Source organism: Olivibacter sp. LS-1 (assembly GCF_008245145.1).
Lineage (GTDB): Bacteria > Bacteroidota > Bacteroidia > Sphingobacteriales > Sphingobacteriaceae > Olivibacter > Olivibacter oleidegradans.
Genome location: NZ_CP041643.1, coordinates 5,714,778 through 5,728,052, shown reverse-complemented (window position 1 = coordinate 5,728,052; position 13,275 = coordinate 5,714,778). Strand labels below are relative to the sequence as shown.

Below are 13,275 nucleotides of genomic sequence, written 5' to 3'. Positions count from 1 at the left end.
TATAAGGTTAACTATACAACTTGATAGCTTTTTAATAATTCTTTTAACGCTTTTATATTACTCCGCTTTCCAGCAACCACTAACGTAGTACCGGGTGTTATTAAATAGTCAGGACCTGGGTTTATTACGCTGTCTTCATTTTTAATCGCTGCAATAATAGAAGCCCCGGTTTTTTGCCTAACGCCTAATTGTCCGATAGTTTGTTGATTAATGACTGCCTTTTCTTCGATTTTATACCATTCAATAACAAGATCATTAACTGCTAACTCCATCGTCTCAAGAGCCTTGGGTTTGTAAGATAAACCACCTATAATACCTGCTACTTGACGAGACTCCTCATCATTTAGTGTCATTACACATTTAGATTCATTCTCTTCCTCATCTAAACGATACAACTCGCGATTACCATCATCGTGGATAACCACTACCATGTTATCACCGGCTCCGGTTTCAATTTGGTATTTCTTACCTATACCAGGTAAGTCACTTTCCCTAACTATAGACATTTTGATCCTTAATTTAGTTAACAATATATGAGTTGGGCGCCATTGCCAACCCTGTACTATCTGTTTGGCGGAAATTTTATTATTGTAGTAGTCTACCTATTATGTCGAATACTTTGTAAACAAATTGCAAAGTTACTAAAAATATCTTAGGTTTGGAGACTTGTTAATCAAGTAATACTCAGATTGAGCGTTTAATGGTTTCCCTTAACGGGAATTAATAAGGAACCATGTGCAAATCATGGGCTGTCGCGCAACTGTAAGCATTCTCCCTCTTGGGATAGGTTTTACATACCACAGTCACTGTTCAGGAAAATCCAGAATGGGAAGACGTAAAACGGACGAATGCAAGCCAGGAGACTTGCCATTGAATTTTCAACAGGCTTTCGCGAGAAGAAGCTGTGTTGAGGCCCATTTAGTATACTACTCCTTTATCGGAGCCTGTCGTACTATGCCTTAAACTTCCTTCTTTACAAGCCGCGGGTTTTTGAAAAAGAACAAGTGTTATTCATTAAATTATTTAACTATGTTGTTTACAAACAATTTAGGGTACCCGCGCATTGGTGCCCAACGGGAATTAAAAAAGGCAAGTGAGGCCTTTTGGAGCGGTAAGATTACGAGAAAAGAGCTATTGGATGCAGGACTTAAAATCCGCGCTACTAATTGGAAAATTCAAAAGGAAATAGGAATAGATCTTATCCCTTCGAATGATTTCTCTTTCTATGATCAAGTATTGGACACAACACTGATGGTAGGGGCTATCCCTGCGCGGTATCACGGACTTGCAGCAAATAAGAGTTCGGAACATGAACTAGATCTCTATTTTGCTATGGCAAGAGGTTTCCAACATGAGGGTATCGATGTCACTGCAATGGAAATGACTAAATGGTTTGACACCAATTACCATTACCTAGTGCCGGAATTTACAAAGAATCAGCAGTTCAGTCTTTTTTCGGAAAAAATTATCAACGAATATTACGAGGCGAAACAATTGGGTGTCGATACCAAACCGGTATTGATCGGGCCAATAACTTATCTTCTATTGGGTAAAGAAAAGGAAGCGGGTTTCGATCGCTTAGATTTAATCGAGGCATTACTGCCTGTTTATGAAGAGGTGATTGGGAGATTGCGAAAGTATGGGGTGAAATGGATTCAATTCGATGAACCTTTTTTGGCATTGGATTTACCTGATAAAGCTCGCAAGTTATATCAGCAGGTCTATAAGCGTTTAGCTAAAAGTGCCGGGGATACTAAACTTTTAATTGCAACCTATTTCGAGGGAGTAAATGATAATTTAGAGGTCGCTTTGTCACTTCCTATTAATGCGTTACATTTAGATCTTGTCAGGGCAGCAAATCAACTCGAAGCAGTGCTGGATAACATACCGAACGAGCTTATTTTGTCTTTAGGAGTCGTGGATGGTCGAAATATTTGGAAAAATGATTATGAACGCTCTCTCACACTGATTGACAAAGCAATCCGGAAAATCGGTAAGGAGCGGATATGGATTGCCCCTTCATGTTCGCTGTTACATGTTCCATGTGACTTGGCTTATGAGGATAATGAAGAGACATTACCACTGGAAGTGAAGGACTGGCTTGCTTTTGCTAAACAAAAATTGGAAGAAGTAAAAGATCTGGCCTTGTTACGAAGCGAGTATGAAGATACAGCTGTTCTTCAGCGATTTAAGGATAACAAAGTTTCGCAAAATCGGCGTAAGACTTCTGCCTTAATTCATCATCAAGAGGTAAAAGACCGTGTTAATGCAATTTCAGATAAAGATACAAACAGGCGTAGCGTTTTTGCGGAGCGAAAAGCAAAGCAGCTCGAAACGTTAAACCTGCCCTTATATCCAACCACTACCATCGGTTCATTTCCGCAGACAAAAGAAGTGAGGGGCTGGCGGGCGAAATTTAAAAAAGGAGAAATCACCATTGATGAATACGAAAATCTAATTAGAGCAGAAACAAAAGAGGCGATTGCCTGGCAAGAGCAGGTCGGTTTGGATGTCTTGGTACATGGGGAGTTCGAAAGGAATGATATGGTTGAATATTTTGGCGAGCAATTACAGGGCTATGCCTTCACAAAGAACGGATGGGTGCAAAGTTACGGATCACGTTGCGTAAAACCGCCCGTTTTATTTGGTGATGTTAGCCGACCAAAAGACATGACGGTATATTGGACGTCTTATGCCCAGTCAATTACTCGACTGCCTGTAAAAGGGATGTTAACGGGGCCGGTCACCATTCTACAATGGTCATTTGTAAGAGATGATCAACCTCGCTGGCAAACTGCTTTTCAAATCGCACTAGCCATAAGAGATGAAGTACTGGCATTGGAGCACGCAGGTATTAAGATAATACAGATAGATGAGCCAGCTATTCGGGAAGGACTGCCCTTGCGTCAAAAAGACCAACGAGATTATTTAAACTGGGCAGTAAAAGCTTTTAGATTAACTGCTGCTGGTGTCGAGGATGATACCCAGATCCATACTCATATGTGCTACTCTGAATTTAATGACATTATTTCAGACATCGCTGCTATGGATGCTGATGTTATTACTATCGAAACGTCTCGTTCACAAATGGAATTACTGGACGCTTTTGCTAACTTTAACTATCCAAATGACATCGGTCCGGGAGTTTATGACATCCATTCCCCGAGAATTCCAAGTAAGGAGGAGATGATCTCGCTAATGGACAAAGCATCGGCTGTAATAAATCCTAAACAATTATGGGTAAATCCGGACTGTGGACTAAAAACAAGAGCTTGGCCGGAAACAAAAGCAGCGCTGGAAGCAATGGTGGACGCTGCAAAAACACTCAGAGGTGTCATAGAAGTCGTTTAATAATGAATAGGCTTTTTTCAGTTTGAGCTGTGCAGCTTGTTTTCTTCTAAATAAGCCTCAATAGCGACGGATATTGATGAGTCCCTTATTAATAGATAACGTATTACGTTTCCTATAATAAGGGATTTATCTATGTTTAATATGCCACTTTTTTTGGTTAACTTACGCTATGCAAAATTTATTGACAGCTTCTCAAATTCGGGAGGTGGATGCTTATACGATAATAAATGAACCAGTTTCGTCCATTGATTTAATGGAACGAGCAGCCGAGGCTTTTGTGAATAAGTTTGTTAGTTTATATACAGACCGCCCATCTGTAATAATTTGCTGTGGCACGGGAAATAATGGTGGAGACGGTCTAGCCATAGCTCGTTTACTTTTCGAAAGAGGTTATACCAATATTGTGGTATGGATAGTTAGGTATAATAATAAAAAAACTGATGACTTTGAGGTCAACTATAAACGATTATTGACCTATTCTATTCAAGTTCAAGAATTATTTCCCGCTGAGCAGCTCCCTTCGATAACAGCTGACGTTGTGATTGATGCACTTTTCGGTTCAGGATTGAATAAGCCACTAATTGATCCTTGGCGTTCCCTTGTTAGATACATTAATAAAGAGGCAAAGGTGGTAGTTTCGGTCGATATTCCAACCGGAATGCCTGCAGAAGGCAATATGGAGACTTTCGAAAATGTTATTATCGCGCAGGATGTGATTACTTTTCAAGCACCTAAGATAAGTTTCTTATTTCCCGAAAGCGGAAAGTTTTTGAAACGCTTCCATGTGGTGGATATCGGTTTGCACCAAGGTTTTATGGCCTCCTTGGATACTGAATTTTGTTCGATTATGAATGACGATATCCGTTCTCGCTTAAAGGTGCGAGAGAATTTTAGTCATAAGGGTACCTATGGACATGCCTGCATATTGGCTGGCAATGAGCATACAATGGGAGCTGCATTGCTGTCTGCTGAAGCTTGTTTATATACAGGAGCGGGGCTGACTACTGTTTGTATCCCGTCAAGCGGATTAAGCGCCCTGAATACTCGATTGCCCGAGGTAATGGCACTTGACCGATCAAAACTATCAGAATTAGGAACAGGGAAGTATAAGTCATTAGGCATAGGCCCGGGTTTAGGAACGGGAGAGGAAATAAGGGGATGTTTAAGCGAATTGTTAGCAGATGATCTCCCCCCCCTCGTGTTGGATGCAGATGCGTTAAATGTAGTGGCAGCAAATAAAAACTTGCTGACGCTATTAAAAGCGGAAACAATCCTTACACCTCATATGAAAGAATTTGACCGCCTTTTTGGACATAGTGATCACTGGTGGGATCGTGTCATAAAAGCAAGAACAGAAGCTTCAAGGAGGAAACTAATCATTGTACTAAAAAATCGATATACCTTTGTGGCTCTGCCTGATGGCAAGATATGGGTTAACTTTACGGGAAATCCCGCTATGGCGAGTGGCGGTATGGGCGATGTATTGACGGGCATTTTAGTAGCCTTATTGGCGCAGGGTTATAAAGCAGCAGATGCTGCAATATTAGGTGTTTTTATACATGGAAAAGCAGGAGACCTATTAGCTGCAGAGGGCATGGGTGTAATACCCGCAAGCTGTTTGATAAAAAAAATCCCCAATGTTATTGAGGATTTTTCGTCGTCGATATAGACATAAATCAATTATTGCATATCGAATAAATGCTTTTCTGCATGGTAAGAAGAACGTACCAAAGGTCCACTTTCTACATATTTAAAGCCCATCTTTAAGCCAATATCCTGATAATGTTTAAATTGCTCGGGCGTAATCCATTCAATTACGGGGTGATGAGCTTTCGTCGGTTGTAAATATTGTCCCAACGTGAGAATATGCACACCGGCATCATATAAATCCTGCATCGCCTCAATCACATCAGCTTCCGTCTCACCGAAACCAAGCATTATACCAGACTTCGTGCGTAAGCCTGCAGCAGATATTCTTCTTAAACATTCAAGGCTTCTGTCATATTTGGCTTGTATACGTACTTCTCTTGTGAGACGTCGAACAGTCTCTAAATTATGAGATACGACTTCAGGACGTACCGCTAATACCCGATCTAAATTCTCCCAAATGCCTTTAAAATCCGGTATGAGTGTCTCTAGAGTTGTTCCGGGACTTTCCCTTCGAATGGCATTTACTGTTTCGGCCCAAATAGTCGATCCACCATCTTTCAAATCATCTCGATCTACCGAAGTAATTACGCAATGCTTTACCTGCATGAGCTTAACAGAGGTGGCTACACGCATGGGTTCATCTAATTCAACCGCTTTTGGCCGGCCAGTCGCTACTGCACAAAACGAGCACGACCGGGTACAGATATTCCCGAGAATCATAAATGTCGCTGTACCTGCACCCCAACACTCACCCATATTAGGACAATTACCACTTTCGCAGATGGTATGGAGTTTATGTTCGTCTACTAAACCTCTTACATGTTTATATTCTTTACCTACAGGAAGCTTAACACGTAACCAATCTGGCTTGCGCTGCAATTGATTGGCAGGGATAACGGGTAGTTCAATCATAACACAAAAGTAATTAATAATTTTCTAAATTAGCGGCGTATTTTGTGTCAACTTGGACAGTTGCACACACAGACAATAGCTTATTACATTCTAATTATATTTACAATGACTACTGTTCGAACAACCTATTTAGGCGATTTGCGTACCGAAGCAATACACCTGCAATCGCAATCGAAAATAATAACCGATGCGCCGGTTGACAATCAAGGTAAAGGAGAGGCTTTTTCGCCGACCGATCTCTTGGCTGCTTCGCTTACCAGCTGCATGCTAACTATCATGGGCATTGCTGCGCAAGCTCACGAGATCTCACTTGGAAAAATAGAAGCAGCCACCACGAAGATTATGCAGTCAAACCCACGAAAAATTGCAGAAATACAAGTTGTACTGAATTTCGCTGATAATGTAAACTATTCGGATCATGACCAAAGCATTTTGCAAAAGGCAGCGGAAACCTGTCCGGTTTACTTAAGCTTACATCCTGATATTAAGAAAACCCTAACTTTTAATTGGCCATCTTAACAACAATCTTGGCGACTTCTATTTCATTGTGCGATTCGTTATATACACAATCATCGCCCTTAATTAACAGTACCTGGGGAGATTCGTGCCGTACTTTCCATTTATCAGCGATTTGATTAGATATCTCACGATATTTAATCAAATCGACCAAGTACACTGGGGTTTCTTCTGGTATCAGGGACGACTCAAATTCGAACGTTCTTTTTGCCATACTGCTCACAGGACAGCGCGTACTATGTTTGAAAATAATGGCATACGAGTTTGATGCCGCTATCGTTTCAAGCGTATCTTGTGTGTTCAGTTCAATCCACTTCATATGTATCAGCTATGGTTTTGAAAATTTATCAGATTCTACGTTAATAAGGGCGGAAACAATGGGGAATTTTATAAAAAAGCCATCGTTTGTATCTGTAAAGGTAGTAGCAAGGGTGAGTCCGCCTCCTACATCTTTGAAATCAGATGTCACAAAATTGTATTTAATATAGCCACCCTCGTCCAGTGTTTGCCATTGAAAGATCCGACCCGTATTGGTATCGATGTATATTTTTGTACGGAATTCTGCGCTATCTGTAGGTGACTGTCGAATTTCAATTACGTTGTATCGAACGCTTCCTATTAGCTCGGCTTCTTTTACGGTGAGTAGGGACGATTCTGTCAGATTCCTGGGCGGAAATAACCAAAATGTTTCTGTATTAAAGGCATTGATTATGGAAGAAATTAGAAGAGCCGCCGAATCACTATTGTTTATTGTTTTATTATCTACAAAGGCTCTGCCTTTATTATTTTCCGTATTAAATAATGCAATAATTTTCTGCTCTTGCTCATTTGTTCCCTCAAAACGACAGTTGCCGGTGTTTCGATCCCATATATATGCATGTTCCCGGGAGAGTGTTTTGTTTAGGTTCGATTTACAGCTAAACATAAAGTAACGAGCTTCATTCCAACCTTGTTTGCCACCCAGCCCCTGCCATATTAGATCAACTATTTGATCCTTGGTTTGGGCAGAAGTTTGTTTTTCGGAAAAGAAGGAAAGTAAAAACAGCATTAAAAAAAAAGCATGTTTAATCTTTAGAATACACATTTTCCTTTGTTTGTTAATTTATATGCTAAATTTCCAGGTTCGCTATAAATCATAGGTGAACTAACTGAAAAAACTTGGCACATTATTCGGGAACAAGTTATGCGTTAAATTGTTTCAAGCGAGGGTATTTAAGATTAAAAACTACCGCTTATCGTAGCCTTTTTGCCTTCGGATAGGAGTTGTAAGCCGGACATGTTTTACGAGCGCAGCCCTGGGATAAAAGCATACCTAAAGCGAGCACTAACATATAAATCAGTAAATTTCTCATGATCCATTTATTATATAAAACACGTAAACATAGCCTAAATATAGGTAATTTACAAATATTTTATAGCTAAGCTTGTATTGATTTGCTCAAGTTGGCCATTTGAATGGCAGTAACCGCTGCCTCTTCGCCCTTATTGCCATGTTTACCTCCCGCTCGTTCCAACGCTTGTTCCAATGTGTTGGTAGTGAGTACGCCGAAGATGACCGGTTTATTGTGTTTCAGGGATACATTTGTAATACCATTTGCTACGGCATCGCATATGAAAGTAAAATGCGGAGTATCACCCTGGATAACACAGCCTATGCATATTACTGCATCAATTTGCTTTTTACGCAGAATAATATCGGCGCCGGCGCTTAATTCATAGCTCCCAGGTACGTTCAAGATGTGAATTTTATGATCAGCGGCGCCTTGTTTCAAAAGCAGATTGTATGCGCCTTCTAAAAGGGGAGAGGTCACTTGTGCATTCCATTGTGCAACAACAATAGCAATCTCCAAATCGGATGCAGAGCCCACTTCAATATGGGAGAAGTCAGACAAATTTTTTAAGTTCGTTGCCATTTAAATAGTCTCAGTCGTATAATCGCACAAGATTAACGGGCTTCACATCGAGCAATATAACCATCAATGATAGAAGCTTCATAGCTCTGTGGGTAGTCTTTTTTAATTTTTTGGTAATTCTCTAATGCCGATTTATAATCGTTTTGTGCTTCGTACACCAAGCCCAATTTTTTTAGAAATAAAGGAGCCGTAAAAGAGTTGTCGCTCTTACTTGCCGCTTTTTTGTATTGATCGGCCGCCTTTTTATAGTCTTTTAATTCAGTGTAGGCGTCACCCAATAGACCTGTTACCAGCGGGTCTATAATTGGGCTTCCGGTATCTGAATATTTTGATAAGGCATTGACAGCTTCCTGGTATTTACCTTGACGCAAATACAAACCACCTAAGTACGCATTCGCCACATTAGCCGATTTTGTGTTCGAATATTCTTCTGCAATTTCTTTAAAGCCAGGGTAAGAACCATCTCCGTCAATCGCTCTATTCTGTAAAGAATCTACCATAGCGTACTCTTCTGCCTTAAACATTTCATTGGTAGCTCTTTCTGCCCTTGGTGCCAGATAGAAACGTTGATAACCGATATAAAGTAAAATTAAAACAACAATTCCAATGGCAATAAATGCTAGACTCTTTTGATTATCGCGGATAAAACTTCCTGTTCCGCCGTTTTTTGTATTATTAACGCTCACGTTATTTTTTGGTTAATTTGAGTTCAGTTTTTTAAGATTGCAAAAATACATTTTTAAACCTTAGATACAAGAACCTAAGGTAAAAGATTTTTAGCAGAGGTATAAGCCCGTATCCCATCCAGCTTATAACCTCGCCTTCCAACCTAATTTGTGTCTTGCTGCTTATTTATCTATGTTTGTACCTATGTGGGTTAAAGAATTAACGGTAATCAATTTTAAAAATTATGAAGAGGCGTCGTTGACATTTGCACCTGGCGTAAATGCTTTCACCGGTGATAATGGTGCAGGGAAAACGAATATTTTAGATGCATTGCATTACCTTTCCTTGTGTAAGAGTTACTTTAACCCAATAGATTCGCAGCAAATCAAACAACAAGCTGACTTTTTTATGGTACAGGGTGTGTTTGAAAAGGGCGATCAGGAAGACGTTTTAGCTTGTAGCTTAAAACGAAACCAAAAAAAACAATTTAAGAAAAATAAAAAGGATTACCAGCGCTTAGCCGATCATATAGGCGTATATCCCTTGGTAATGATTTCTCCTAATGATTCTTTTATTATTTCAGAAGGAAGCGAGGAGAGGCGTAAGTTTATAGATAATGTCATCTCACAAACGGATAATCGATATCTGGACGATTTGATCTTATATAATAAGTATCTTCAAAGTAGAAATAGCTTATTGAAGCAACAAGCGTTGAGCAAAAACTACGATGATGATTTATTAGCAGTATATAATGAACAACTAGTTTTGGTAGGTGAGCAGATTTTTGAGAAACGTAAACTTTTTATTAATCCCTTCATAGAAATTTTTAACAAACACTATCAATACCTTACCAATGATACCGAACCAGTTGAGCTGGTTTACGAATCGCAGTTGTTTGAGAACAGGTTTGTCGATTTGCTGAACAACACGTTATCAAAGGACCGTGCCTTGGAACGAACTACGACAGGTATCCATAAGGATGATTTGTTATTTACTATTCATGGGATGCCATTGAAGAAGTTCGGTTCACAGGGGCAGCAAAAGTCGTTTTTAATTGCATTGAAGCTGGCACAATATAGCTTTTTGCGCGAAAGAAAAGGATTTAAGCCTTTGTTACTGTTAGACGATATTTTTGATAAATTAGATGACAAGCGTACCAGAAAGTTAATGGAAATGGTTTCCCACGATGATTTTGGGCAGATTTTTATTACTGATACCAGTGCTGAACGTGTTCGAAATACCTTTCATGGAATTGATGTTGACGTTCGTATTTTTGAGGTTTCCAACGGAAAAATACGATAACGGAGGCCAATAATGCAAACTAGCTAATATGTCAGTTAGCGTTTCGGTTAATGTTGAAAACTTTTGCTTAAAATGACTAGTCTATTTGTAACTTTGACGTCAATACGTGAGCCAATAATAGTTTTTGATACGAATGACAAGCGGAAATAAAAAGAATAGGTTGGCTTAATCTTTTGGTCAAATAAAAAGCCATCGTTGAGCAGGCTTTGCTATATTTTGACATCAATATTTTATCCAAATTACAAATGGGCCGTACAAATGATAAGACATTGAAAGAAGCGATTAGTCAATACCTAGACGCATTGAAACTGCGGCGGAAATTTGATGAAACTTCTATATTGGCTGCATGGCCCGACTTAATGGGAACTGCGATCGCCAATCGCACGAGACAATTATTTATACGGGACAAGAAGCTGTTCGTAAGAGTAGAATCGGCTGTTATAAAAAATGAGCTGATCCTGATGCGTTCTCAGATTATAGGCAAACTTAATGAATATGTAGGCCGAGTAGTAATCGAAGATGTAGTTATTCTATAAGTTCAAGTTTTTTATAAGCTCATCAATATTGAGATCGATGACATTGATATGATGATGTGCTTGAGCATAATATGGATGCCGAACGAGCATTCGCTCATTGATGAATTCAAAAATTTGTTCTTCACTCAAATCCTGTATCAATGGTCGTTTATGTCTTTTGCTTGCGGCTAATCGTTTCGCCAAAGCGGCTGTGGGGATTTGCAGATAGATCGTGATGCCATTTTTATTCATCCATTCCATATTGTCGAAGAAGCAAGGCGCTCCACCTCCAGTCGCTATCACTGCAGCTTCGGGAGCCGAAAGATTTTGTAGGATATCTCTTTCTTTGACACGAAAAGCTTCCTCTCCATGCTTCTTAAAATAGTCAGTAATGGACATACCTGCCTGCTCTACGAAAGTTTCATCTAAGTCTATGAATTTTCTATTTAACGCTTGGGCCAGCTTTTTACCATTCGTAGTTTTTCCAACACCCATAAAGCCCACTAGGAAGATATGTTTTTTTAACATGAAATATAACTGCTTATTCTAAATGTTCAAAATATCGTTTGGCTAAGGTTTCAAAAGTAGGAAGCGTGCGATAGTGCCACTTTTTGACAACGACGCCATCTTTAAGTAAAATGATACCGGGATTCGCCCGTACCATGCTTTTTAGAGGAACCGCATCGGCAAAAAAGGTTTCTGCATAAAGTTTAGTCTGATGGTCAAGTTCGCTCACGTCTTGTGCTGTACTAGCCGTGAGTAGCACCGCTCGAACATTATACTCTTCCGAAGCCCGTTTCGCAAGATCATTCACTTTATTCAATGCCTTTGGATTTGTCTGATCAAGATTATAGGCAACAAATATCAGGTTGTAATAAGGGTTTTCAATGATTTCCTTTGTATAATCAACACCCTGAGCATCGGTTATACTCAAATCTTTAATGGGGGCTTGATATCCCTCTTTTATTAAACGGCTTGTGGGTTCGCCTATAACTTCCCAATTTTCATCTTTCCAAAGCTCCTGCTGAAGATAAACCTTATCTGTCACCGATTTGGTCTCCTGAGTCGTTTTATTTTGAAGTGTATAGGTGATTTCATATTCATCCAACGGTGCTCCTTTGGGAACGTGCATCAAGGCAGGTAGATTATTTCCTTCTTTATAAGGGAGGAAATCGATGAAGGGTAAAAAACTGTAAGTGTAAACTCCAATTCCTATGCTTAGAACAATGGCAGCCGAAAGGGTAAGTGCTTGGCTGATCTCATTGGAAAACAGAGGCTGTATTTTTTTTCTGTTCAAAAAAATAATGAGAATGAAAAATGACAGAATCAAATCCTTGCTAAAAGACTGCCACGGTGTCAGTTTTATAGCATCGCCGAAGCAGCCACAAGAAGTTACTACATTGAAAAATGCCGAATAAAAAGTAAGAAAGGTGAAAAACACTATAAGTAGCAGTAGGCCGAGAGCCACCTTTTTGCTATATAAGCCGAAAAGCAATAAAATTCCGAGCACTATTTCCAAACTGCATAAAACAATGGCAAAAGCAACGGCATAGTTGTTAAGGAATGCTACATGAAAGACCTCAAAATATTCTTGAAGTTTGTATGAAAATCCTATCGGATCATTCGCTTTGATTAATCCGGAGAAAACAAATAAAAAGCCAACGAACAAACGGGAAAATATCAATAGAAAGGAACTTTTATGTTGCTTTACGGTTGTAGCGTTCATAGCATTTTATATGTTTGGAACTTGTTCTTCCTCCAGGTGCCTTAATTTTATAAGTGCGAAAACGGAGTAGTTAAGCATATCCTGATAATTAGCTTTTACGCCCTCAGAGGCAAGAGTTAATCCGCTGTTATCCTCAATTTGTTTTACCCTGAATATTTTCATCAAAATCAAGTCAGTGAGTGAGCCGATACGGAGGTCTCTCCAAGCCTCACCATAATCGTGATTTTTTGAAAGCATTAGCTCTTTTGTTTCGTTAATATATCGGTCATACAATTCTTTCACTTTTTCAATAGGCAAATTCTCCTCTGTATCGGCCGGCAGCTCGAGTTGAATCATGGCAATTATACAGTAATTGATAATACCAATGTACTCAGACGGAATATCATCGGGAATTTTGGCGAATTTGTTTTCTTCAATTGTCCGGATCCGTTGGGCCTTAATGAAAATCTGATCGGTAACAGAGGGCAGCCGCATAATGCGCCAAGCCGTCCCATAGTCCGCCGCTTTTTTCACAAACAGATCTCTACACTTGCTAATTATTATATCGTAAGCCGTCGATGTATTCATTTGGTTCCTGTTCACGTGTATTTATCATTCTCTTAAGTCTTGCAAACCTAACACAAAAAAAAATCTATTTCGAATATATCGAATTGAAATTTAAAAAAACACATCGGAATGTAAAAGCCCCTTGTCAGAAATCAATTTATTGCATGATAATCGCTTT

General features: G+C 39.4%; 14 protein-coding genes and 1 riboswitch. Of the genes, 5 read left to right on the top strand and 9 right to left on the bottom strand.

Annotated elements, in window-relative coordinates; translation table 11 throughout:
* Positions 1-11: 11 nt before the first annotated feature.
* Positions 12-506 carry a cation:proton antiporter regulatory subunit gene (locus tag FKG96_RS23915; RefSeq protein ID WP_013668451.1) on the bottom strand — a complete coding sequence of 165 codons (495 nt, stop codon included), beginning with the start codon at positions 504-506 and terminating at the stop codon, positions 12-14.
* Between the two features lie 178 nt (positions 507-684).
* Positions 685-887: riboswitch (cobalamin riboswitch) on the top strand.
* A gap of 142 nt (positions 888-1,029) precedes the next feature.
* Between FKG96_RS23915 and metE the strand changes: the two genes are divergently transcribed.
* Together metE and FKG96_RS23905 are read left to right on the top strand one after the other, a co-directional pair.
* Positions 1,030-3,351, top strand: a complete 2,322-nt coding sequence (gene metE / locus FKG96_RS23910; protein ID WP_130858588.1) for a 5-methyltetrahydropteroyltriglutamate--homocysteine S-methyltransferase — start codon at positions 1,030-1,032, stop codon at positions 3,349-3,351.
* Between the two features lie 169 nt (positions 3,352-3,520).
* Complete coding sequence (locus tag FKG96_RS23905; RefSeq protein ID WP_130858587.1) at positions 3,521-5,020, top strand: NAD(P)H-hydrate dehydratase; 1,500 nt, start codon at positions 3,521-3,523, stop codon at positions 5,018-5,020.
* Between the two features lie 11 nt (positions 5,021-5,031).
* On the opposite strand, the gene lipA is transcribed toward FKG96_RS23905, so the two are convergent.
* Positions 5,032-5,913, bottom strand: coding sequence for a lipoyl synthase (gene lipA, locus FKG96_RS23900; protein WP_130858586.1), 882 nt, complete (start codon positions 5,911-5,913; stop codon positions 5,032-5,034).
* A gap of 105 nt (positions 5,914-6,018) precedes the next feature.
* Here lipA and FKG96_RS23895 point away from each other — a divergent pair, with 105 nt between their 5' ends.
* On the top strand, positions 6,019-6,432 hold the full coding sequence (locus FKG96_RS23895; RefSeq protein ID WP_130858585.1) for an OsmC family protein: 414 nt from the start codon (positions 6,019-6,021) through the stop codon (positions 6,430-6,432).
* Here the strand turns inward: FKG96_RS23895 and ytxJ are convergent.
* The 4 genes from ytxJ to FKG96_RS23875 all read right to left on the bottom strand — a co-directional run bounded on the left by ytxJ (position 6,416) and on the right by FKG96_RS23875 (position 9,028).
* On the bottom strand, positions 6,416-6,748 hold the full coding sequence (gene ytxJ, locus FKG96_RS23890) for a bacillithiol system redox-active protein YtxJ (RefSeq protein ID WP_013668446.1): 333 nt from the start codon (positions 6,746-6,748) through the stop codon (positions 6,416-6,418). The two genes, FKG96_RS23895 and ytxJ, sit on opposite strands and share 17 nt — an antisense overlap.
* Before the next feature lie 9 nt (positions 6,749-6,757).
* Positions 6,758-7,477: a hypothetical protein gene (locus tag FKG96_RS23885; protein ID WP_130858584.1), complete on the bottom strand. Its 720-nt coding sequence runs from the start codon at positions 7,475-7,477 to the stop codon at positions 6,758-6,760.
* A gap of 370 nt (positions 7,478-7,847) precedes the next feature.
* Entirely contained in the window at positions 7,848-8,342 is a 495-nt protein-coding gene (gene ribH, locus FKG96_RS23880) for a 6,7-dimethyl-8-ribityllumazine synthase (RefSeq protein ID WP_013668444.1), read from the bottom strand.
* 32 nt (positions 8,343-8,374) lie between these two features.
* The gene (locus FKG96_RS23875; RefSeq protein WP_013668443.1) at positions 8,375-9,028 is read right to left on the bottom strand and encodes a tol-pal system YbgF family protein; all 654 of its coding nucleotides are present in this window, start codon (positions 9,026-9,028) and stop codon (positions 8,375-8,377) included.
* A gap of 184 nt (positions 9,029-9,212) precedes the next feature.
* Between FKG96_RS23875 and FKG96_RS23870 the strand changes: the two genes are divergently transcribed.
* Both FKG96_RS23870 and FKG96_RS23865 read left to right on the top strand, forming a co-directional pair.
* On the top strand, positions 9,213-10,310 hold the full coding sequence (locus FKG96_RS23870) for a DNA replication/repair protein RecF (RefSeq protein ID WP_130858583.1): 1,098 nt from the start codon (positions 9,213-9,215) through the stop codon (positions 10,308-10,310).
* Between the two features lie 245 nt (positions 10,311-10,555).
* Complete coding sequence (locus FKG96_RS23865) at positions 10,556-10,846, top strand: DUF721 domain-containing protein (RefSeq protein ID WP_013668441.1); 291 nt, start codon at positions 10,556-10,558, stop codon at positions 10,844-10,846.
* On the opposite strand, the gene FKG96_RS23860 is transcribed toward FKG96_RS23865, so the two are convergent.
* From FKG96_RS23860 to FKG96_RS23850, 3 genes are read right to left on the bottom strand one after another with little or no spacing between them, the layout of a single operon-like run.
* The gene (locus FKG96_RS23860; RefSeq protein WP_130858582.1) at positions 10,841-11,353 is read right to left on the bottom strand and encodes a shikimate kinase; all 513 of its coding nucleotides are present in this window, start codon (positions 11,351-11,353) and stop codon (positions 10,841-10,843) included. The genes FKG96_RS23865 and FKG96_RS23860 overlap by 6 nt on opposite strands.
* A gap of 13 nt (positions 11,354-11,366) precedes the next feature.
* Entirely contained in the window at positions 11,367-12,551 is a 1,185-nt protein-coding gene (locus FKG96_RS23855; protein ID WP_130858581.1) for a BT_3928 family protein, read from the bottom strand.
* Between the two features lie 6 nt (positions 12,552-12,557).
* Entirely contained in the window at positions 12,558-13,118 is a 561-nt protein-coding gene (locus tag FKG96_RS23850; RefSeq protein ID WP_013668438.1) for a DUF1599 domain-containing protein, read from the bottom strand.
* Positions 13,119-13,275: the final 157 nt, after the last annotated feature.